Here is a 19,540-nt window from a genome sequence, read left to right on the forward strand (position 1 = left end):
AAAAAAGCGCGGGGTTCCGGCACGCCCGCACGAGTCGGCGGCGCTCGCGCGGGCGCGGGGTCAACTTCTCGCTCGACTCAGGCGAGGTCGGCGTCGAGACCCTCGCAGGCGCGGTCGTGGAGTCGGCCGGTGACCGTCTCCATGAGGCGTTCGAGGTTGACCGCGTCCTCGCGGTTGTAGGAGACGAGCGTGTCGAGCGCCGACTGGTCGCCGCGCTCGTATTCCCGCCAGAGGCGGACGGCGTCGCGCCCGGAGATGTCGGGGCGGTCGCGGTCGATGCCCACGTCTTTCTCGATTTCCTTCAGTCCGCCAGTGAGGTCGAGCGTGCGGCAGGGATACATGAGGTCGACGTGCGGCACGTCGATGGAGACGTCGAACGAGGTTTCGAGGAAGGGCACGTCGAAGCGCGCGCCGTTGAACGTCGCGATGAGTTTCGCGTCGACGAACTGCTCGCGGAGGGCGTCGGCGGTCAGGTCCTCGCCGCTGACGAGCGTCGTGGTCTCGCCGTCCTGATAGAACGAGACGGTCGTCACCGAGTCGCGCTCGGGCGAGAGGCCGGTCGTCTCGATGTCGAAAAAGCACGTCTCGTCGCGGAAGTTCTCGTAGAGTCGCCAGCGTTCGCCCGAGGGGAAGCAGTCGTCGAAGAACTGCGAGTTACCGTCGTCGAGGTGGGCGGCGGCGTCGGCGATGAACGTCTCGATTCGGTCGCCCGTCTTCGCGCCGACGAGCGAGGCGTCGAACTCGTCCCAGTGGGTCGCCCCGGCCCGCCAGAGGTTCCGCTCCGTCCGCTCGCCCACGCCGCGGACGGGGATGAAGCTGTTCTCGATTCGCATGTCCGACAGGGGGGCGTCGGCAACCCTAAATGCGTCGTCGTGGGCCGGCCGCCACGCTCTCAGAACGCTTCCGCACTTCCCCCGCCGCGGGCGTTTTACCCGCAGAGCGCGAAGCCGGAGATATGTGCGGCCGCTACACGCTGTTTACCCCACCCGAGGAACTCGAAACGCGGTTCGACGCGACGCCGACGCGCCCGCTTTCGGCGCGGTACAACTGCGCGCCCGGTCAGGAACTCCCGGTCGTGACCAACGACGCGCCCGAGGAGTTCCGCTTTCTGAAATGGGGGCTCGTCCCCTCGTGGGCCGACAGCGCAAGTGTCGGCAACGACCGAATCAACGCCCGCGCGGAGACCGTCCGCGAAAAGCGAAGTTTTGCCGAGGCCTACGAGGCCCGCCGATGTCTCGTTCCCTCGGACGGCTTCTACGAGTGGGTCGACCGCGGCGGACGCAAACAGCCCTATCGCGTCGCCTTCGAGGACGACCGCCCGTTCGCCATGGCCGGCCTCTGGGAGCGGTGGACGCCCTCCACGAAACAGACCGGCCTCGGCGACTTCGGGAGCGGCGGCCCCTCGCGCGAACAGGAACCGCTGGAGACGTTCACCGTCGTCACGACCGAACCGAACGACCTCGTCTCGGAGCTCCACCACCGGATGGCGGTCGTCCTCGCGCCCGAAGACGAGCAGACGTGGCTCCACGGCGACCCCGACGAGGCGGCCGCGCTCCTCGACACCTACCCCGACGACGAACTCACGGCGTACCCCGTCTCGACGCGGGTGAACAGCCCCGCCAACGACGGCCCCGACCTGATAGAGCGAGTCGAAGCGTAGCGCCGGGTGAAGTCGTTGGCATCCGGTCGTCTCAGTGACTTCGACGCGAACCGGCCGGGTTCGACGGGACCTCGAATTTCCCGAGCTCGGTCGAACCCGAGAACCAGAATTGTATATAGCGAAATACAATATACGAGTCTCGAATCGGACAAACCGCCAGCGACCGAAGCGTTCAGAGAATCGGGGATTGAGTCGCGCTAACGAGGAAAATCGGAGTTCCAAGGGACGATAGTGCTTGGGTCGTCAACGCCGCAAGTGACAGCCACGTCGCGCTCGCGGCTCGGGTGGTTCGTATCGCAGTCGGAAGTACAGCGGTTGCGGGGACGCGGCCGCGAGTCCGGTCGTGCAGACGGAGTGCGGCGTCGCATTCGAAATTCGAGACGGTCCGCCCGAGCGAGCCGCCAGCCGAGAGATGGTTCCTCGAACGGGTCGTCACCGCCGAGCGAGTGAGTCGTCGGCATCCGGCCGTGAGCGAGACACCGAACCCTCGGATTCACGCAATCTCGTCAGGACGGCCACAGCGCGCTTGAGCGCCGCTCCATCTGAGCGGGGGCCACGCCCCGAGTGACGGTTCTCACCGCGAAGACGAGGGCTGTGAAGGCGTCAACAGAGGCCGAATCGAGCCGCCAAAGACCTCAGTTGGTTCGTCTTCGGGTGGGTTCGGAACGGAGTCACCCGGGTGGTTGCGTGTTCGAATCAGACAACATTCATCAGAGTTCTTCGAGACGACGCCCCACATAATAACAGACAGAGCCGATTCGAAACGAAACTCCGTCCGGCGACATATATTCAGAGATGAATGGCTGATATAATCAGTGAAAATACCGAGTTAATTTGGGTTGAAATATAGCCGTTCGAGAGAACACGGATGGTGCGTCGCTCCGCAAATATATTTCTGTGAAAATAGACAGAAATATATGGGTGAGTATTCACACTATGACGGGAGAAATAAAGTGGAGACAAAATCACCGTCATCGAGTTTTTATAATAATTCAGTAACATCAGTTGTGAAATAACGAAACCCGTGTAAGTGGGTTCTCCATGCATTACTCCGGGAGTAATTGGTTGGAGGAGTACCATCCAAAAATCGGGCGTCATCACAGAAAAGAGACGGTACTGCGTGATATTCGACCTCTCGAAAGCGACAGAAATTGGCCGAGTCTCAGATTCGCTCGAAACGGCCAAAATCGGCGTTCTCCGGGGGAATCTAATATTCTGAATACTGCATGCAAATTGCCAAAAATACGATTGCAGTATTCGGGATAACTCAGACTCGCCGCCGAAAATCCGCATGCACTGCTCAGGATAACTTCTCTTATTCTGGACTGTGCCGGTAGATTGAATATCGACCCCCGTGTCGACCCGTTCATGAGCGACGAGGTCGACCGTGCGACGGTGCAAACCTACCTCCCGGCCCACCAGAAGGCCGTCTGGAAGGACCACGCGGACCGACTCGGGATGAGCCAAAGTGAATTTGTCAGGACGATGGTACAGGCCGGTCGGCGGGATTTCGACGTTCCGTCGAGGGGCGACGAAGCGGCGACAACCCCGGGGGTTGACGGGGGGAAGACGGGGGTCCAGAACGACGGTTCAAATCAGGAGGGTGGGAGTGAAAATAACGGCGGGTTCGAGGGCCGAATCGTCGAGGCGCTCGCGGCCGATTCGCACCGGTCGTGGGACGACCTCGTCGCGGCGCTGACCGACGACATCGAAGACCGCCTCGAATCGACGCTTCAGGAGCTCCAATCGAAGGGCCGAGTCGTGTACAGCGGGCGACACGGCGGTTACACGCTGGCGGAGCGCGATGGCCGCTGAGCGACCCGCCGACGCGGAGGACCCGGTCGGGTATTTCCTGCAGGATATGACCTATCACGGGAAGACCGACCGGACCCGCGACGCCTACGAGCGCGTTCTCCGAGCGTTCGAGTCGTTTCTCGGCGACCCCTCGCGGAACCCCGCCGGGACGGCCCGGTCGGTCGACGACGCGACTCACCGCGACTGCATGGCGTGGATACACACCCTTCGAAACCGCGATGTCGCGCCGAGCACGGTGGCGACGTACGCCTCCTACCTCCACCGGTTTTACGCCTACATGGCGCAGGTCGGCGCGTTCGACTCCAACCCGATGAGCCTCGTGATGGAGGAGATGGACGAGCGCATCGACACCAACCCCGCTCGACGTGAGCTTTCGGTCCCGCAGATGCGGGGATTCGTCCGCGGAATCGCCCATCCGCTGGACCACGCGCTGGTGGTCACCCTCCTCAAGACCGGGATGCGCGTCGGCGAACTGTGCAACCTCGACCTTCGAGACGTGTCGTTGTCGGTGGATACACCACTGGCCGATGTATCGACCCGCGCCGCCCTCGACGGCCGCGGACCGTCGATATACGTCGCCGCCGACCCGAGCGTCGGAAGCGTCACGAACGGCGAGGAGCGAACCGCCTCGAACAAGCGAAAGCGGTCGACCGTCGTCCCCGTCGACGACGAGTTGGAGGCCGTCCTCCTGCGCTGGCTGGCGATTCGGCCGGATTCGCCGTCGCCGGCCGAACCGCTTTTCGTCGGCACCGCCTCGGGGTGGGGCCGGCGACTGGAACCCGACGCCGTCCACCACGTCGTCACCGCCCACGCCGCCGACGCCGGCTGGTACCGGGCGGGCGGCGACCGCGAGGAGAACGTCACGCCCCACTACTTCCGGCACTTCTTCACCACCCACCTTCGGGACCGCACCGGCGACCGCGGCATCGTCAAGTACCTCCGCGGCGACGTTGCCGGCGACATCATCGACACGTACACCCACAACTGGGGCGACAGAGTGCGCGAAACGTACGAATCCAACATTTACTCGCTCCGCTGAGAAGCGTGGCCGCTGTTCGGAGCGCGACTCGTAAACTGTATCTCGCTATATTGAATCTGCGTGTGCGCGACCTATCGTTTGACGCCCGTCGCCTCGATTTGGACGGCGGCGTCGTTCGGGAGTTCGGAGACGCCGACGACGGTCATCGCCGGTCGCCGGTCGTCGAAGTAGGCGTCGTAGGCCGACTCGACGGCGTCGATTCGGTCGAGGTCCGTCGTGTAGACCGTCGTTCGGAGCACGTCGTCCAAGTCGAGTCCCGAGCGGCCGACGGCCGCTTCCACGCGTTCGAGCGCGTTCATCGTCTGGCTCTCGACCGACGGGCGGTCGGCCGCCGTCGGGTCCGGTTGCGGGTACTGCGCGTCGAAAAAGACGAGTTGCAGGTCCCGCTTCCGGGCTCCGAAGCCGGCGGTCGCCTTGTAGTGGTCGCTCTCGTATCGGACCGCATCGCCGTTCATCGCTGTGCCTCCGCGGGGTTCGTTCGAATCTGGTTCACAGTCGTACTACTCCGCGAGCGGCCATCGCCGTGTCGCTAGCATGTACTAATCTACACAGACGTTCGTTCTGCCCGACGGAGCGAGGCTCAAACGGGCGCTTGACTCATACCGCCCTCTTTATCCGTAGCGCGAGAACGACGGTCGAAACCGTGAGTTCGTTGCTCCCGTTGAAACCCGCCGCCGCATCGGTTCGAGACCGGGGGCTGAGCCCGCTTCTCGTCGCACTCGACGACGACGACGCGGACGAGGTCCTGTCGGCGCTGTCGTCTGCCACCGCGAGGCGGCTCCTCGCCGCCGTCTACGACGATCCGCGCCCCGCCTCCGAACTGGCCGACGCGCTCGACACGACGCTCCAGACCGTCGGCTACCACGTCGAGCGACTGGTCGACGCCGAGTTGATAGAGCCCGTGACGACGTGGGTCTCCGCGCAGGGCCGCGAGATGGCCGTCTACGGCCCGACCCGCTCCGCCGTCGTTCTCTTCGCGGGCGCGGAGCGAACCGAATCGAAGCTCTCCTCGGGGCTTCGGACGCTCGTCGCCGGCGTCGGTGTCACGCTAGTCGGAAGCGTCGCCGTGCAGACGCTGTGGACCGCGCGACGGCCACAGGTCAGGTACGCCGCGCCGGCTCCGACCGGTCCCGCCCCCGAACCGGGCGTCGCGGAGTTCGTCTCCGCCTTCCTCGCCGGCCCCGGCGCGCTCGTGTTCCTCGTCGGCGTCGCCCTCGCCGTCCTCGTGAGCCTCGGCGTCGCCTGGACTCAAAGGCGCGCTTGAGCCACACACAGGCGAAAGTGACCCCGACGCGTTGGAGTAGGTGTGCACCGACGAACCCTCCTCGCCGCGGCCGGAACCGGCCTCGCGGCGGCGCTGACGGGCTGTATCGCGAGTGCCGGCGACGGCGCTGACGACGCTGACGACGGAAACTCGACGACCGAATCGACCCCCGACCCGACGCCCGAACCGGTGGATACCGTCTCGGTCGCATCCGGCGAGCGACTCACGACAGTCGTCGGCGACGGTCCCGCGGGCGACGGCGGGGCGCTAAAACCCCACCACATCCGCCTCGAAAACCCGACCGGCGAGTCGTGGACCGCTCGTATCGACGTTTCGCGCCCGCTCGGCGCGGGCCACGCGGAGACCTACGAACTCGACGCCGACGCGACCGTGAACGTCTCGCTCCGCGTTCCCGCCGCCTACGAGGTGACCGTGACCGACATCGACTCGGACGCCGTGGCGACTGAATCGGTCGCCCCCGACGACTTCGACTGTAACCGCTCGTGGACCGCGTTCTCGCCCGGCGACGGCGGTGTCTCGGTCTCCGGCGGGTCGACCCGAATGGCCTGCGGTTCCCACGTCGTCGACGCCGACGACGCGGTCACGGTCGCGCTCGGCGACGGGTCGCTCCCCACCGAGGCCACGAAGCCCCACGGTCTCGCCGTCGCGAACCCGACCGACGTGGCCGAAGTCGTCGAGTTCGCCTACGAGACGCCCGCGGGCGCGGTCGCCTTCGGCGGCGCGTACCGCCTCGAACCCGGCGCGCGGGTCGGTGCATCGCTGACCGAGGTCCGCGAGGTCACGCTTCGCGTCGCTCGGCGGGACGAATCGGGCGAAGGGACGACCGAGGCGGTCACCGTCGACAAATCGCAGTTCGACTGCAACGCGTCGAACACGACCGTCTCGCTCACCGACGACGGCGGCTTCGAGGCGCGGACGCTCTCGACGCTGCTGTTCTGCGGCGACGCGGAGCGGAAAAACGAGTCGTCGGCGGAGGGCGTCGGTCGGCAGTCAGACCTTCAGTTCGGTCTCTAACTCGGGCGACGCGATGGCCCGCTTGACGATTTCGGCGGCCGGCGTCGCCTCCGCGACGTTCTCCATCAGGACCGTCTCGCTCGGGAACAGGTGTTCACCGAGCACGAGGCCGTGTTCGCGCGCGGTCGACCCGGTCATCGTGAGGTAGACGCCGATGCCGGTCTCCGCGATGGCGGCCTCCTCTTCCGGCGCGTCGTCCGGGTACGCGAACGTCACGTCGTCGAGACACCGCGTCCCGAGGACCGCCTCCACGAGGCGCTCGTAGCGCGGCGAGATACACAGGTCGCCCGCGTAGTCCGCGACGAAGTCGCGGTCGAGTTCGGAGCCCGGCGGGAGGAGTTCGGGGTCGGCCATGAGCGTGTGGTAGACCGTGTCTCCGAGGCCGGAGACGACCCGCACGTCGGTGTCCATCGGGTCGATGCGGGCGTTCACGTCCTCGATGCTCCCGAGCCCTTCGGGGCGAAGCTTGACGACCTCTTCGAGCACGAGGTCGGCGCTGTCGAAGCCGAGGCCGAACTCGTGGGTCCGCAGGGCGCGGAACGGCTCCTCGCGCCCGACGAGGTGGATGTCGACCCCGTCGATTTCGAGGACGACGCTGTCGAAGACAATGCGCCGCGGCATCCCGTCCCGGTCGTCGCGCAGGAGCGTGTACTCCGGCGCGGCCGGGTCCGAGAGGTCGCTGTAATCCGCGAGTCGCTCGTACACGTCGTGTTCCGGCCGGGTATGGCCCTTCGTGACCGACTTCTCGTATCGGAGCGTCGAGGTGATTTCGTCCGCCACCTCGGCGATGCTCTCGGTCGTGGCGAACCGTTCGAGCACCGCTTCGAGGGGGCGACCCTTTCGCGGAACAGCGACGCGCACCGTCTCTGTCATCATCGGAACGTCGGGGCGGCCCGCTAAACAGGTTGCGCTTCGGGAAAACGTCTCTCGGGAGCGCGCTCGGTCGGACTACTCCGCCTCGTCGGTGTCGCCGTCGCCGTCGTCGCCGGCGGCCGGGCCGCCGCCCATGCCGGTACCGAAGGCTCCCGCGAGGCGCTCGCGGAAGGTTTCGAGTTCCGCGACGGTGTCGTCCAGTTCGCGGATGTCGTCGCGCAGCGCCTCGATTTCCTCGTCGGCCGCGGCGTCTTCGACCCGCGATTGAATCTCCGCGAGGCGGTCGTCGAGGGCCTCCCGCGTCTCCACGATGTCCCCGTCGAGGTCGGCGATGTCCTCGCGGATGTCCCCGACTTCGTCGTGGAGCGTCGAAGCCTGCTCTGTCGCTTCGGCGGCGCTGGATTCGGCCCCTTCGAGTCGGTCGACGGTCTCGTCGAGCCGACCGGCGATGTCGTCGAGGCGTTCGCGGACCGTCACGAGTTCCTCCTCGCGCTTGGCGAGCGTCTCTTCGACGCTGTCGAGGCGGTCGGAGCCGGCGTCGATGTTTCGCGAGGCGGTCTCGAGCCGCTCGTCGTGGTCGTCGAGTCGGCCTTCGACGGTCTCGAACTGCTCGTTGTGGGATTCGAGCCAGCCGTGGTAGTCGTCGAGGGTGTCTTCGGCGGTGTCGAGGTCGGACGCGAGGCCTTCGAGCCTGCCGTCGTGGTCGTCGAGGCGGCTCTCGGCGTCCGCGACTCGGGTAGCGACGCGGTCGGAGCGGTCGTCGACCGCGGCGATGGTCTCTTCGGCCGCGTCGAGCCGTGAGGTCGCGTCATCGACCGACTCGACCGCGCCGTCGACCATCGAGTCGAGGGCGTCGAGGTCCTCGCGGAACGCGGTCATCTCGGCGCGGAACTCGGAGACGAGGTCGCTCCCGGTCCCCTCCTCGTCGATGAACTCCGCGAGCGCGTCGGAGTACGCCGCGAGGTCCTCCATCTGCGACTGGAGGCGGCGGATGCGAACGTCGGTACTCCGTCGCGTCTCGGCGTCGACCGCCTCGCGGATGACTTCGAGGTCGTCTTCGTCGGCCGCGCCTGAGCGAATCTCGGCGGCGAGCGCCCCGACGAGGCCGTCCGCGTCAGGTGCGGGCGCGCTTCCGGTCGCGCCGGTGTCGGCGTCCACCTCGGCATCGGCGTCTTCGGCGTCTTCAGCCTCGGCCTCGACATCGACATCGGGCTGTTCGAGGTGCGCGGTCACGGCCGGCGCGGTGTCGGTGGCGACCGCGCGCGGGCCGGTCGATTCGGCGGACTCGTCGTCGGCTTCCCCGTCATCGGCTTCCCCGTCGTCGCCGAGCACGTCGTCGTCGGGCGAGGGCGTGGAGACCGACTCGTCGCCGTCGTCGGCCGCCTGCGCCTCGGCCGCCTCGGAGTCGGTCTCCCCGTCGTCTCCGCCAGCGAAGGCGGCCGCGAGGTCGCCGTCACTCGGCTCGTCGCCGGCGGCGTCTGCGGTATCTGCGGCGGTCGCGTCCGTCTCGGCGGCGTCGGCTGCTTCGGCCTCCGAGTCGGGGTCGGCGGGCGCGTCGAGGACGACTTCCCCCTCGTCCTCTGGGTCCGCGTCGTCGGCGTCCGACTCGTCGCGGGGCGGGTCGCGGTTGCCCGCGAGCACGTCTCGAACGATTTGACTGCGGTCTTCTCCGAGGATGTCGTCGATGTCGTCGGGGTCGATGCCGCCGTCGACCGGGATGCGTTCGAGCGCCGGCTCTTCGAGGAAATCCGTCTGGTCGTGGCCGTCGGTGATGCGGATGCCGTAGACCGTTACGAGCTCCTCGCCGGGGTCGAGCGTCCGCTCGTACTCGACGCGGTGGTCCTTGTAGGCCGTCCAGTTGTCGCTCTCGAAGTCGGGGTGGAACCCGACGCTCTCCATCGGGAACGACTCCGGGATGCGGTCGATGACTCGGATTCGGGTCGCCTCGTCTCGCGTCGAACTGATGACGAACTTGATGGCGGGAACGGGAAACTCGTCGGCTGCGAAGGTCTTGTCGACCGTGACCTCGCCGTCGGAAACCGATGTAACCCCTTCGGACTCGCGGCTCATGGCCGCCACTTTCCCGACATCCATTATAAAACAACCGGGGCCGCGAAGTCGCCTCGCCGTCGTCTCCCGATTCGACGGTTTCGATGCGGCGGCTGTCAGCCGGCGATGACCGGCGCGGAACGGCCGCCCCGAAAAGGCGGCTCGAACGCGACCTCAGAGGTCGACGCGGTCACCGATTTCGACGAGGTCGAGCGAGCGCGGGGCCTCGAAGCTCTTGGCGTGGTGGTGCAGCACCTTCGGGTCGGCGGTCATGCCCTTCCACATGTCCCAGTGAGTCGGGACGAGGCGGTCGAGGTCGAGGTCGCTCGCGGCCTCGATAATCTGGTTTTCGTCGTTGTACCACGTCGTGCGGACCGGCTCGCCCGTCTCCTTGTCGGGGATGTTGCCGACGGTTCCGAACGCGAGGATGCCGAGGTCGAGGTCGTAGCGCTCCCCGATGCCGGCGAACTCCTCGGCGGGCTTGGTGTCGCCGCCGTGGATGAACGTCCCCGACTCGTGTTCGAAGACGTAGGCGACCGGATGGGACGCGTCGGGGTCGTAGGCGGGTTCGACGTGGACGGTGAACTCACCGATGTCGACGCTGTCGCCCTCCGCGACCTCCTCGAACTGGTCCTCGGAGAGGTCGTAGTCGTCGAACCACGCCTCGTCGTCGTAGGCGACCGAAAGCGAGTCGTCGGGGGCGACGAACGTCGCGCCCGTGTTTTCGAGGATGGGCGCTTGACTCGGCCCGTGAACGTGGTCCGTGTGCTCGTGCGTGGCGAGGACCGCGTCGGCCTCGGTCACGTCCTCGGGGTCGAACGGGACGGGAATCATACGGACCGTCCGCGGCGGGTCGCCGATGCCGACGTACGGGTCGACGAACAGCGTCGTCCCCTTGCTACCTTTGATGACGAACCCGTTGCAGCCCAGATACCAGATGGCAACCGTCTCGGGGTCGGCCGACTCGACCGCGCGCGGGAGCCAGTCGCTCCAGTCGCTGACTGTCATAGAGACGTGTCCTCCCGCCGGGGGACTAAGCGTTGCGCTCTCTCGTCCGACGCGTCCCGACGACCCGACAACAACGACTAGCAATACGCAGACAACCCGCGCATATTTGTGGACGAAATTGTAGCCTACAATAGAAAATAGAGACATATGTGGTGTATAAGGTGTTACCCTGACAAGATATTTAATGCACCAACTCATGTTACCAGATACCATGTCAGGAACCCACAAACAAACGGCGAACTTCTCTTCGATGGCTCGGACGATGCGCGCGTGCGGCGCGTGGGAAGCGGTTTCCCCGCTGGACGACGACTCGCGGCGACCGGACGAGTTCTGACGCAACTGAGAACGGCAGTCCGGCTTCGGTCGGGCGATGCGGCCCCGCACTTATCATCTTCGACGCGGTCCGATACCACATGAACACAGACGCCAGTCTCGGTCGCGTCGAGTGCCGAGGCGACACCACAGCACGCCGAGGAGTGACTTCGCCGTGCGCGTGAGCGTCGTCGGCGGGAGCGTCGTCCCCGACCCGGTCGAAGCCATCGCCGAAGACCTGGGTCGCCTGCTCGCCCAGCGCGGCCACACGGTCGTCTGCGGCGGCCTCGGCGGCGTCATGAAGGCGGCCTGTCGCGGCGCGAAAGACGCCGGCGGCACGACTATCGGCGTCCTGCCGGGCGAGGACCGCGAGGATGCGAACTCCTACGTCGACATCCCTATTGCGACCGGGCTCGGCCACGCGAGAAACGCGCTCGTCGCGATGAACGGCGACGCCGTCATCGCCGTCGACGGCGGCGGCGGGACGCTCTCCGAAATCGGCTACGCCAACGTCTTCGACCGCCCGACGGCCGGCATCAGAACCCAACAGGTCGGCTCGCTAGAGGGCTTCGAGCCGTGCGACTCGCCGGAAGCGGCCGTCGCGTTCGTCGAAGACGCGGTCTGAGCGGGCGGTCGCGCCGCGCTACGCGTCCGCGGCGCCCTCGTCGCGTTCGACGCAGTCGCGGAGCAGGTCGTCGATGACGGTCTCTCGGAACGACTCCCAGTCGGTCGTCGACGCCCAGAGCCGACCCGCGTCCGTGGGTTCGAGCGCGTCGCGGCCGCGTTCGCGCTCGCGCGTCGTGACGAATCCGTTCGCGGTGAGTCCCTCGACCGCCACGTCGAGCCGCGGAGCGAGCGCGTTCGAGAGTCGCTTTTCGAATCGGTCGCCCGCCACGCTGTCGCGAGCGACGCCCACGCAGAACGAATCGAACGCCGACCACGTCTCCTCGTCGCGCGCGCCGGCGACGATGCCGTGGTGTTCGGCGCGCTCGCGGAGTTCGGCGGCGACCCCGCGGCGCGTCCGCGGGCGAGAGCGCGGCGGCCCCGCAGCGAGGACGGACAGCACCGCCGCTTCGAGGTCGCCCAGCGGCGAGAGCGCGTGCCCGTCGAGTTCGAGGGCTGACTCGCCCGTTGCGGGACCGGAATCGTCGAGGGCCGAGAGGCTCGTCGCGGCCTCGGCGGCCCGCTCGGAGAGTTCGGTCGTCCGCTCGGCAACCGGGCCGGCAGCGGCCGAAAGCTGCGAGCGAGCGTCGAGGTAGGCGTCGAGGTGCGCCTCGAAGCGGTCGAGCGACTCGAACAGCTCGACGGTCGCTCGGTCTTCGAACTTCCCGAAGCGCGCCTCGCAGCTCGTTCGGAAGCGGGCGACCAGTTCGTGGGGGTCGTCTTCGACCGACGCGAGCAGGCGACTCTCGCCGTCGAGCCACACGTCGAGCGCGTCGAGGACCGCGTTCGGGTCGCGAGTGTCTTCGGGGTCCGGGCGGGGGTCCTCGGACTCGACGAGGTCCGCGAGCTGTTCGCGGGCGCGGCCGACGTAGGAACTCATCGCGCCGAGCGGCGAGTCGCTGCCGGAGCGCGCCCCGCGAGCGCCCGCGGTGCGGCCGGTGCGGGAGTTCGGACGGGACTCCCCGCTGGCGTCGGCGAGCGCGTCGCGCAGGTCCGACAGGGCGATACGGAGCGGGCGGGCGACGGCCGCGGCCGCGGGGCCGTCGGAGACGCGGCGGAACTCGTCGAACGCGTCGGAGGCGGCCTCGACATCACCGACGAGCGACCGGAGGTCGTCGATAGCGGCGAGGTCGGGGCGGTCGGTCGCGGGGATGGTCAGAAGCGAGACGGTTCCACGGTCGAGTTCGCCGCCGTCGACGAGGGCGGTCCGCGCGGCGTAGAACGCGGCGGCGACCTGCGGGGGCGCGCCCGCGAGGTTCACCTGTACGTCGCCGTCCGCGGCGGCCCCGCGGAGCAGGTCGGTCGTCGCGGCGTACAGTTCCTCGAAGGAGGCGGTAAACGGGAGTCGTGCTTCGTCGACCGCGTTCCGGCCCGCGAGCCGTTCGGTGACGGCTTTCGCGGCGTGAGCGCTCGCGCGCGGCACGCCGGGGGCGCAGTCGTCCGGGTCGCGACCCTGCTCGGGGTCGGCCTCGTCGCGGACCAGCCGAACCCGGTCGGCGTCGGCGACAGCGGCTTCGAGCGGGGTGACGACCCGCTGCACGTCGAGTCCGAGAACGGAGAGGTGGGTCGTCGACATCTGTCTGACCAATTCGCTACCTGTGCCCTGAATGTTGTGGTGCTCGTGAGAGCCGCCCGTCAGTCGCGCCGACGCGGCGTCAGGTCCACGAGCGGACGAGGTTGCGGCCGACGACGCCGAGGCCGAGCATGTCGACGACGAACAGGATGACGCTACCGAGGATGGGGACGAGCGACAGAATCGCCGCGACGAGCGCGCCGACCGCGACCGAGACGCCGAGCGGGGGCGACCCGCCGGGGTCGTCTCGAATCTCGGCGATGGCGTCTCTGGTGTACGCTGGGGCCACGGCGACGAGGATGCCGCCGACGACGAGGTCGATGAGGAAGCTCCCGCCGGCGCGGAACACCGGTGAAAGCTGCGGTGCGGAGTCGAAGTTCTGCGCGGCCGCGGTTCCCGCGAGCGCGAGGACGCCGAGCAGACTCAGGAGGGCAGTTCGTGTTCGTGGAGGGACCATACGTGTCCGTGAACGGGCGGCCCGTATAGGTATTCTGGGGCGACAATCTAGAAATCGAACATATCCGAGACGAGGCGCGACGAGAGCATCGAGACAGGACGCGACACGCGGCGGGGTCGCGCGGGGCGTTCACGGGGGTCGTGGAGCGACTCGGCTACTCGGCTTACCAGGTGCCGTGGAACGTGTCGAACTCGAGGGCGTCGAGGGGTTCGTCGCCGACGGCGATGCGGTACTCTTGGGGCGTCAGCATCGGCTTGTGGAACCGCGGACCGTCGTCGGTCGTGATGCGCGGGCAGCCGGTGTTGACGAACGCGTCCATGTCGAAGTTCCGGAGCCGGTCGGGCGTCACCTCGTCCATCGTGATGAGGTAGGCGTTCTCGTTGTCCTCCAGAATCTTCTCGGCGATTTCCATGCGGCCCTGACCGATTTTCGTACAGAAGATGACGCCCCACTTCTCGGCGTCCATCGCCTTGTGGACCGACGCGTAGCGCTGTTTCATGAACTTCCGCGTGTCGGCGATGGTGACGACGTTGTTGACGGGGTCGGCGATGACGACGTTCTTGTCGGGGTGTTCCATCGCGAGGCCGAGCGGGTGGAACTTGCCGCCGCCGACGTAGAGCACGTCGTCCGCCGGGATGTCCGCGGAGGCGTAGTTGCAGCCGAGGACCTGTCCCTCGTAGGTGAGGCGGTCGTCGCCCTTGCGGGTCTGGACGGTGTAGCCGCGCTCTTCGAGCCAGTCGCACATGTCCTCGAAGCGGTTCATGTGCTGGGCGGTGGTGACGAGGCCGACCTCGTCGCCCTCGATGTCGTCGAGCGCGTCCTCCATGATGGGGAACGGGTCGACGTTGGAGAACAGCGGGACGTAGATGATTTTGTCCGACTCCTTCATCGGCGAGTGGCCGAAGTGGACGAACACGTCGGTTCGGCGCATGAGGTAGGTGTCGAGGTCGCACGCGCCGTAACACGGCTGACCGGAGAGCATGAACGTCACGTCGTCGTCGCAGAGCTGACGGAGGTCGTCGGCGACCGCCGGGCCGCGGCGCTTCAGCCCCTCGGGGAACTGGAGGCCGACGCGCTTGGCGTCGCGTTCCTCGATGGCTTCGACGATCTGTTCGAGTTCGTAATCCCACTCCCGGTCGTGCTTGAGCGACATCCCGGTGTTTCGAAGGTCTCCCTCCGAGGTGGCGTCCTGGCTCATTGCCCCATCGTTGCGGACGGAGCCGTTTAACCACCGCGCTTCCCCACGAGCGAGCGTCACACACCCACACGCGAGTCGACCGGCGGTGCGGCGCCCGCGACGGTGTCACCCGGTTACCCGCCCGTCACTCGGGGATTCAAGGCTCGCGGCGGCCTACCGGTGTCCATGTCGGACATCCCCCTCGAACACGTCCACGTCGAACCGTCGGAACCGGGCGACGGGCCGGCTCCCGCCGTCGTCTTGCTCCACGGCCGCGGCTCGAACGAACAGGACCTCCTGTCTATCGCACAGGAGTTCCCCGACCACGTCCACGTCGTGAGCCTCCGCGCGCCCGACCGTCTGCAAGGCGGCTACACCTGGTACGAACTCGACCTCTCAGGGGGCGGTCTCCACGAGAGCCAACCCCACGCCGAGCAGTTCGAACGCTCGCGGAATCTCGTCCGCGAGGCCATCGCCGGCGCGGTCGAAGCGTACGACATCGACCCCGACCGAATCGGCCTCCTCGGCTTCAGTCAGGGCGCGATTACCAGCCTGTCGCTCCTCCTCGACGACCCCGACGACTACGCGTGGGTCGTCGCGCTCCACGGCTACCTCGCGGACTCCCACGCCGACCTCGACCCCGACGGCATCGCGGGCAAACCGGTGTTCGTCGGCGGCGGGTCGATGGACCAGATCATCCCGACTTCGCGGGTCGAACGCGCCGCCGAGCGCCTCCGCGAACTCGGCGCTGACGTGACGGCGAACGTCTACAACGCGCCCCACGGCGTCGGCCCGGACGAACTGCAGGACGTGGCCGCGTTCGTCGACGCCCACGTCTGAGCGCGCCTGACGCTCGAAACGCTCGCACCGTTGCCTTCCCCGTTCGGCAGGTTGAAACCGCTCGCACCCCAACGCGCGGCTATGAGCACGCAGACGACGCGGCTCGAAGAACTCGGGCGCGAACTCGGCGAAGCCATCGCCGACCATCCGAAGTACGAAGCCTACGAGGAGGCGAAAGCCGCCGTCGAAGCCGACGACGACGTGCAGGAGCTCATCACGGAGTTCAACCAGCTTCGCGAGGAGTTCAACGTGTCCCGGCAGATGGGGGAAGCGACCCAAGAGGGGCTCCGGAAGGTCCAAGCGGCACAGGAAGAGCTCCACTCCGAGCCCGTGATGGAGGAGTACCTCCTCGCGCAGGCCGAACTCGTCGGCGAGTTAGAGAAGATTAACGAGGCCATCTCGGAGCCGCTCGCGGTCGACTTCGGCGGCGAGGCCGGCGGTTGCTGTAACGACTAAGTTCGGCTCGACCCGGCTCGCTCGACTCGTTTTCGCCGCAGGTTCAAGTACCAAGCCGGGGCCAGCCTCGGCTATGTTGGCAATCGCGGGCGGCAAGGGCGGCAGCGGGAAGACCACGACGACCCTCGGACTGGCGAGCGCGCTCGACGGCCCGGTGCTCGCCGTCGACGCCGACAGGGACATGCCGAACCTCCACACGATGGCCGGCGTCGGACGACCGGTGGACGCCGCCTCTGGCGCACCCGTACGGGAGCCGTCGGTTCGGTCGCATCCGACCGACTCGACCGTCTCCGTGCTGCCGGCACCCGCCGGGACCGACGACGACGCCTTCGAGCGGTGGCTCCGAACCGCCGCGGGCGACGAGCGGCGTGCGGTCGTCGACTGTCCCGCGGGAGCCGGCCCCGACGCCGCCGTCCCGCTCCGCGTCGCCGACGGCGTGGTCGTCGTGTCGCCGCTGTGCGCGCCGGCGCTCCGCGACGCGGCGAAGACGGCCGCGATGGCGCGGGCGCTCGGCACCCCGGTCGTCGGATGTGTCATCTCTCGGTCACGAGTGGCTCCCGAGGCGGTGTCCGACCTCGTGGGCGCGCCGGTGCTCGGGACCGTTCCCGAGGAGTCGTCGCCAGTACTCACTCGGCCGACAGTTCGGGCCGCGTACCGTCGGATAGCCGACAAGATACCGGGGAAGAAGTAATATGAGCGACCCCCTTACACACGGTTATGTCTCGACTGGCGACGGGAATCGACGTGCTCGACCGCCAACTGGGCGGGGGCATTCCCGCGGGGAGCATCGTCCTCCTCGCCGCCGACCCGGCCAGCCAGTCAGAGCTGTTTTTACACGAACTGACGACCACGCGAGGGACGCTGTGGCTGACGACGATTCGCTCCGCCGAGGCCGTCTCCGACGCGCTCGACCGAAGTCCCGGACCGACCGGAACCCCCACGGTCCGCGACGTGGGCGGCGACGCGCCGCTCGACACGGCGAACAGCCTGGTCCGTGACCTGCCGGAGGGCGCGAATCTCATCATCGACGTGGCGGACGTGCTCGAACGCAACGAGAGCGCCCGCTACCGGAAGTTCCTCAACGACCTCCAGACCCACATGGTCAACACGCGCGGCCTGACCGTCCTCCACGGGCTGAAAGGCGAGTCGGTCCCGGACAACCGCGACCTGACAGAACACATGGCCGACGTGGTGTTCGACCTCGACACGAAGATAGACGGCTCGGAAATCGTCAATCGGCTCGCGGTCCCTAAGTTCCGCGGCGGCCGCGCGCTCGACGAGACCATCAAACTCCGGCTCGCGGAGCGCGTCAGCGTCGACACCAGCCGCGACATCGCCTGAGCGTCGCATCGGCGGCGAGTCGGGTCGGGTCAAGCCGGGTCAAATCAGGCCGGACGGCGGGCGGTTAGAACACGAAGAAGCCGAACGTGCCGAGCGTGACGACCGCAATGAGCGCCATCCACGTTCGGGCGGACAGCGCCGCCCCGCGGGAGAAGACGTAGGCGAAGTACGGTGCGAGCGGCGAGAGGCGGTAGACGAACGGCACCTCGATACCGGCGCCGTATTCGAGCGAGAGCGTCAGTGCGACGGTGCAGACCCCGGCGACGAGCGCGACTTTCACGTCTGTGAGGTCGCGGAACTGGTCCGTCGCGGCGTCGTCTGGCGAAGCCATGGCTACGAGGCGGTCGGAAGGCGAGTATCAAGAAGCCGCCGATTCGCCGGGACGGCGAGGGCGGCGGAGTCGCTTACTCTTCGTCGGCGTCGAGTTCCGCGGCGAGTTCGTCGGCGTCGATGTCGACGTCCTCGATTGCCTCTTCGATGTCGGCGCCGCCCGCCCCGCCCATCATGCCGCCGAGGCCGCCCATGCCGCCCATGCCGCCCTCGATGGTCTCCTGGACGATGACGCGGTCGATGTCCAGCCGCTGCATGATGTCCTGCGCAATCTGCTGCTTGGAGAACATCCACTGCTGGTTCATCGTCATCTGCGGCGTCGCCTCGATGTAGAGCGTGTCCTTCTCGACGGTGACGGTCTCCGTCTCGGGTTCGGCGTCTTCGTCCTCGTCGTCGTCGGACTCGACGACCTGCTCCTCTTCGACCTCGTCCGTCTGAATCCAGACTTCGGGGGCCTGCTGGAGGTACATGCCGAGGAGGCCGGAGGCCTGCTCCTCGCGGTCGTCGACGAGTTCGAGCACTTCGTACTCGTATTCGAGGTCCTCGCCGGCGAGGGGGTGGTTGAAGTTGACGCGGGCGCGACCGCCGATGATGGTCTCCAGACGGCCCTGGTCGCCGTCGATAGTGACCTGCGCGCCGGGGTAGCGGTCGTCCTCGTCGATTTTGTTGGCACTGACCGTGCGCACTTCGTCCTCGTCGTACTCGCCGAAGGCGTCGACCGCCGGAATCTCGACGGTGTCCTCGTCGCCCGCCTCGGCACCGATGAGAGCCTCGTCGACCTCGGGGAAGACGTGGCCGGCACCGACGATGACGACGCGGGGCTCGAACTCGTAGCCCTCGACGTCGATCTCGGCCTCTTCGGCCACTTCTTTGTCCGTCGTGTCGACGACGTCGCCGTCCTCGATCGTTCGCACCGTGTACGCGAGGCGGACGAAGTCGCCGTCCTGAATACCGGACTCGACCTCTTCATCGACCTGCTCGGCCTCCGCCTGCTGTTCGTCGCTCATACACGCTACGTGACTCGTGCGACCCTTAAGAATCACGTTTCGCCGTCGCGACGCGTTCGAGGCGGGCGACGACCGGGAACTCGACCCCGAGGGCCGCTGCGGGGTCGAATCGCTTATATCATTGTCGATAGTTATAGAAAACGAGGCGTGTTCACATGGCACAAACTGGCTTGTTCCTCGGGTTCGTCCTCGGCGTCGCACTGCTGGCGCTCACCGTGTTTCTGACCGGACGCGGTTGGCGACAGTACTCCGTCACGAGCGTTCCGACGCCGACCGGTGGCGGATCGTCGGGGAACGCGGGCGAAAGCGAGCGCGAGCGCGGGAGCGGGACCGCCGCGCGCCGCTGGGCCGACGACCCGACGGTGCTGTCGCTCGTCTTCCTCCTCGCGGCGCTCGGCTTCGGCGCGGTTGCGGTGCTGTTCGTCGGCGGCAGCACTATCCCCGAGGGCGTGTCGGACGCCGCGGGGCCGGTGCTCGTCGCCGGGACGCTCACCGTCGTGGTCACGTACCTGTTCTACGGGACGTACCACGCCGCGCGGGGGCGCGGGCTGGAGCGGTCGCAGGCGGCGCTTCTCGGGTCGTGGGTGCTCGGCCTGCTGTTCGTCGTCGGCGTCGCGCTCAGGTTGGTGGGCCTCCTCTGA

General features: G+C 67.4%; 22 protein-coding genes. 12 read left to right on the forward strand and 10 right to left on the reverse strand.

All coding sequences use genetic code 11. The features are described 5' to 3' along the window. Positions 1-77: 77 nt before the first annotated feature. Complete coding sequence (locus tag E4P24_RS08355) at positions 78-833, reverse strand: ribonuclease H-like domain-containing protein (RefSeq protein ID WP_115859810.1); 756 nt, start codon at positions 831-833, stop codon at positions 78-80. A 122-nt stretch (positions 834-955) separates the two neighbouring features. Between E4P24_RS08355 and E4P24_RS08360 the strand changes: the two genes are divergently transcribed. The 3 genes from E4P24_RS08360 (at position 956) to E4P24_RS08370 (ending at position 4,514) form a co-directional block, all read left to right on the forward strand. After that, positions 956-1,660: an SOS response-associated peptidase gene (locus tag E4P24_RS08360; protein ID WP_115859808.1), complete on the forward strand. Its 705-nt coding sequence runs from the start codon at positions 956-958 to the stop codon at positions 1,658-1,660. A gap of 1,368 nt (positions 1,661-3,028) precedes the next feature. Continuing rightward, on the forward strand, positions 3,029-3,475 hold the full coding sequence (locus tag E4P24_RS08365; RefSeq protein ID WP_188148347.1) for a DUF5805 domain-containing protein: 447 nt from the start codon (positions 3,029-3,031) through the stop codon (positions 3,473-3,475). Further along, positions 3,465-4,514, forward strand: coding sequence for a tyrosine-type recombinase/integrase (locus tag E4P24_RS08370; RefSeq protein WP_115859804.1), 1,050 nt, complete (start codon positions 3,465-3,467; stop codon positions 4,512-4,514). The genes E4P24_RS08365 and E4P24_RS08370 overlap by 11 nt, the downstream gene beginning before the upstream one ends. Positions 4,515-4,585: 71 nt before the next feature. Here E4P24_RS08370 and E4P24_RS08375 read toward each other — a convergent pair whose 3' ends face one another. Continuing rightward, entirely contained in the window at positions 4,586-4,969 is a 384-nt protein-coding gene (locus E4P24_RS08375; protein ID WP_004041511.1) for a RidA family protein, read from the reverse strand. A 188-nt stretch (positions 4,970-5,157) separates the two neighbouring features. Between E4P24_RS08375 and E4P24_RS08380 the strand changes: the two genes are divergently transcribed. Both E4P24_RS08380 and E4P24_RS08385 read left to right on the forward strand, forming a co-directional pair. Continuing rightward, positions 5,158-5,778 (forward strand): transcriptional regulator, encoded by a 621-nt coding sequence (locus tag E4P24_RS08380; RefSeq protein WP_115802650.1) that lies wholly within the window; start codon positions 5,158-5,160, stop codon positions 5,776-5,778. Between the two features lie 42 nt (positions 5,779-5,820). After that, positions 5,821-6,813, forward strand: a complete 993-nt coding sequence (locus tag E4P24_RS08385; protein WP_115859802.1) for a hypothetical protein — start codon at positions 5,821-5,823, stop codon at positions 6,811-6,813. On the opposite strand, the gene E4P24_RS08390 is transcribed toward E4P24_RS08385, so the two are convergent. The 3 genes from E4P24_RS08390 to E4P24_RS08400 form a co-directional block, all read right to left on the reverse strand. Beyond that, complete coding sequence (locus E4P24_RS08390; protein WP_188148348.1) at positions 6,790-7,686, reverse strand: hypothetical protein; 897 nt, start codon at positions 7,684-7,686, stop codon at positions 6,790-6,792. The genes E4P24_RS08385 and E4P24_RS08390 overlap by 24 nt on opposite strands. 75 nt (positions 7,687-7,761) lie before the next feature. Continuing rightward, on the reverse strand, positions 7,762-9,756 hold the full coding sequence (locus E4P24_RS08395; RefSeq protein ID WP_188148349.1) for a hypothetical protein: 1,995 nt from the start codon (positions 9,754-9,756) through the stop codon (positions 7,762-7,764). A 153-nt stretch (positions 9,757-9,909) separates the two neighbouring features. After that, positions 9,910-10,743: an MBL fold metallo-hydrolase gene (locus E4P24_RS08400; protein WP_115802653.1), complete on the reverse strand. Its 834-nt coding sequence runs from the start codon at positions 10,741-10,743 to the stop codon at positions 9,910-9,912. A gap of 211 nt (positions 10,744-10,954) precedes the next feature. Here E4P24_RS08400 and E4P24_RS19180 point away from each other — a divergent pair, with 211 nt between their 5' ends. Beyond that, the gene (locus tag E4P24_RS19180) at positions 10,955-11,077 is read left to right on the forward strand and encodes a hypothetical protein (RefSeq protein WP_013035294.1); all 123 of its coding nucleotides are present in this window, start codon (positions 10,955-10,957) and stop codon (positions 11,075-11,077) included. A 153-nt stretch (positions 11,078-11,230) separates the two neighbouring features. Further along, complete coding sequence (locus E4P24_RS08405) at positions 11,231-11,680, forward strand: TIGR00725 family protein (protein WP_004041518.1); 450 nt, start codon at positions 11,231-11,233, stop codon at positions 11,678-11,680. Between the two features lie 18 nt (positions 11,681-11,698). Here the strand turns inward: E4P24_RS08405 and E4P24_RS08410 are convergent, their stop codons facing one another. The 3 genes from E4P24_RS08410 to dph2 all read right to left on the reverse strand — a co-directional run bounded on the left by E4P24_RS08410 (position 11,699) and on the right by dph2 (position 14,946). Next, positions 11,699-13,294: a hypothetical protein gene (locus E4P24_RS08410; protein ID WP_188148350.1), complete on the reverse strand. Its 1,596-nt coding sequence runs from the start codon at positions 13,292-13,294 to the stop codon at positions 11,699-11,701. 79 nt (positions 13,295-13,373) lie between these two features. Then, positions 13,374-13,748, reverse strand: a complete 375-nt coding sequence (locus E4P24_RS08415; protein ID WP_188148351.1) for a hypothetical protein — start codon at positions 13,746-13,748, stop codon at positions 13,374-13,376. A 163-nt stretch (positions 13,749-13,911) separates the two neighbouring features. Further along, positions 13,912-14,946 carry a diphthamide biosynthesis enzyme Dph2 gene (gene dph2, locus E4P24_RS08420; protein WP_004041521.1) on the reverse strand — a complete coding sequence of 345 codons (1,035 nt, stop codon included), beginning with the start codon at positions 14,944-14,946 and terminating at the stop codon, positions 13,912-13,914. Positions 14,947-15,111: 165 nt separating this feature from the next. Here dph2 and E4P24_RS08425 point away from each other — a divergent pair, with 165 nt between their 5' ends. From E4P24_RS08425 to E4P24_RS08440, 4 genes are all read left to right on the forward strand, one after another. Continuing rightward, a complete protein-coding gene (locus tag E4P24_RS08425) occupies positions 15,112-15,765 on the forward strand; it encodes an alpha/beta hydrolase (RefSeq protein WP_115802657.1) in 654 nt (217 codons plus the stop codon). A gap of 81 nt (positions 15,766-15,846) precedes the next feature. Further along, a complete protein-coding gene (locus tag E4P24_RS08430; protein WP_004041523.1) occupies positions 15,847-16,221 on the forward strand; it encodes a YlbF family regulator in 375 nt (124 codons plus the stop codon). Between the two features lie 73 nt (positions 16,222-16,294). Beyond that, entirely contained in the window at positions 16,295-16,912 is a 618-nt protein-coding gene (locus tag E4P24_RS08435; RefSeq protein ID WP_004041524.1) for a CDP-4-keto-6-deoxy-D-glucose-3-dehydrase, read from the forward strand. A 26-nt stretch (positions 16,913-16,938) separates the two neighbouring features. Continuing rightward, on the forward strand, positions 16,939-17,562 hold the full coding sequence (locus tag E4P24_RS08440; RefSeq protein WP_004063190.1) for a hypothetical protein: 624 nt from the start codon (positions 16,939-16,941) through the stop codon (positions 17,560-17,562). Between the two features lie 64 nt (positions 17,563-17,626). Here the strand turns inward: E4P24_RS08440 and E4P24_RS08445 are convergent, their stop codons facing one another. Together E4P24_RS08445 and E4P24_RS08450 are read right to left on the reverse strand one after the other, a co-directional pair. Beyond that, complete coding sequence (locus E4P24_RS08445) at positions 17,627-17,893, reverse strand: hypothetical protein (RefSeq protein WP_004041526.1); 267 nt, start codon at positions 17,891-17,893, stop codon at positions 17,627-17,629. Between the two features lie 73 nt (positions 17,894-17,966). Continuing rightward, positions 17,967-18,899 carry a peptidylprolyl isomerase gene (locus E4P24_RS08450; RefSeq protein ID WP_115802658.1) on the reverse strand — a complete coding sequence of 311 codons (933 nt, stop codon included), beginning with the start codon at positions 18,897-18,899 and terminating at the stop codon, positions 17,967-17,969. Between the two features lie 155 nt (positions 18,900-19,054). Here E4P24_RS08450 and E4P24_RS08455 point away from each other — a divergent pair, with 155 nt between their 5' ends. Further along, positions 19,055-19,540 (forward strand): hypothetical protein, encoded by a 486-nt coding sequence (locus E4P24_RS08455; protein WP_115802659.1) that lies wholly within the window; start codon positions 19,055-19,057, stop codon positions 19,538-19,540.

The organism is Haloferax sp. AS1 (assembly GCF_014530665.1).
Classification (GTDB): domain Archaea; phylum Halobacteriota; class Halobacteria; order Halobacteriales; family Haloferacaceae; genus Haloferax; species Haloferax volcanii.

Excerpts from the sequence above, each read along its gene's own strand:
- E4P24_RS08355 (WP_115859810.1), bottom strand. The coding sequence starts at position 833 with ATGCGAATCGAGAACAGCTTCATCCCCGTCCGCGGCGTGGGCGAGCGG.
- E4P24_RS08360 (WP_115859808.1), top strand. The coding sequence starts at position 956 with ATGTGCGGCCGCTACACGCTGTTTACCCCACCCGAGGAACTCGAAACG.
- E4P24_RS08365 (WP_188148347.1), top strand. The coding sequence starts at position 3,029 with ATGAGCGACGAGGTCGACCGTGCGACGGTGCAAACCTACCTCCCGGCC.
- E4P24_RS08370 (WP_115859804.1), top strand. The coding sequence starts at position 3,465 with ATGGCCGCTGAGCGACCCGCCGACGCGGAGGACCCGGTCGGGTATTTC.
- E4P24_RS08375 (WP_004041511.1), bottom strand. The coding sequence starts at position 4,969 with ATGAACGGCGATGCGGTCCGATACGAGAGCGACCACTACAAGGCGACC.
- E4P24_RS08390 (WP_188148348.1), bottom strand. The coding sequence starts at position 7,686 with ATGACAGAGACGGTGCGCGTCGCTGTTCCGCGAAAGGGTCGCCCCCTC.
- E4P24_RS08395 (WP_188148349.1), bottom strand. The coding sequence starts at position 9,756 with ATGAGCCGCGAGTCCGAAGGGGTTACATCGGTTTCCGACGGCGAGGTC.
- E4P24_RS08400 (WP_115802653.1), bottom strand. The coding sequence starts at position 10,743 with ATGACAGTCAGCGACTGGAGCGACTGGCTCCCGCGCGCGGTCGAGTCG.
- E4P24_RS19180 (WP_013035294.1), top strand. The coding sequence starts at position 10,955 with ATGTCAGGAACCCACAAACAAACGGCGAACTTCTCTTCGATGGCTCGG.
- E4P24_RS08410 (WP_188148350.1), bottom strand. The coding sequence starts at position 13,294 with ATGTCGACGACCCACCTCTCCGTTCTCGGACTCGACGTGCAGCGGGTC.
- E4P24_RS08415 (WP_188148351.1), bottom strand. The coding sequence starts at position 13,748 with ATGGTCCCTCCACGAACACGAACTGCCCTCCTGAGTCTGCTCGGCGTC.
- dph2 (WP_004041521.1), bottom strand. The coding sequence starts at position 14,946 with ATGAGCCAGGACGCCACCTCGGAGGGAGACCTTCGAAACACCGGGATG.
- E4P24_RS08425 (WP_115802657.1), top strand. The coding sequence starts at position 15,112 with ATGTCGGACATCCCCCTCGAACACGTCCACGTCGAACCGTCGGAACCG.
- E4P24_RS08430 (WP_004041523.1), top strand. The coding sequence starts at position 15,847 with ATGAGCACGCAGACGACGCGGCTCGAAGAACTCGGGCGCGAACTCGGC.
- E4P24_RS08435 (WP_004041524.1), top strand. The coding sequence starts at position 16,295 with ATGTTGGCAATCGCGGGCGGCAAGGGCGGCAGCGGGAAGACCACGACG.
- E4P24_RS08440 (WP_004063190.1), top strand. The coding sequence starts at position 16,939 with ATGTCTCGACTGGCGACGGGAATCGACGTGCTCGACCGCCAACTGGGC.
- E4P24_RS08445 (WP_004041526.1), bottom strand. The coding sequence starts at position 17,893 with ATGGCTTCGCCAGACGACGCCGCGACGGACCAGTTCCGCGACCTCACA.
- E4P24_RS08450 (WP_115802658.1), bottom strand. The coding sequence starts at position 18,899 with ATGAGCGACGAACAGCAGGCGGAGGCCGAGCAGGTCGATGAAGAGGTC.
- E4P24_RS08455 (WP_115802659.1), top strand. The coding sequence starts at position 19,055 with ATGGCACAAACTGGCTTGTTCCTCGGGTTCGTCCTCGGCGTCGCACTG.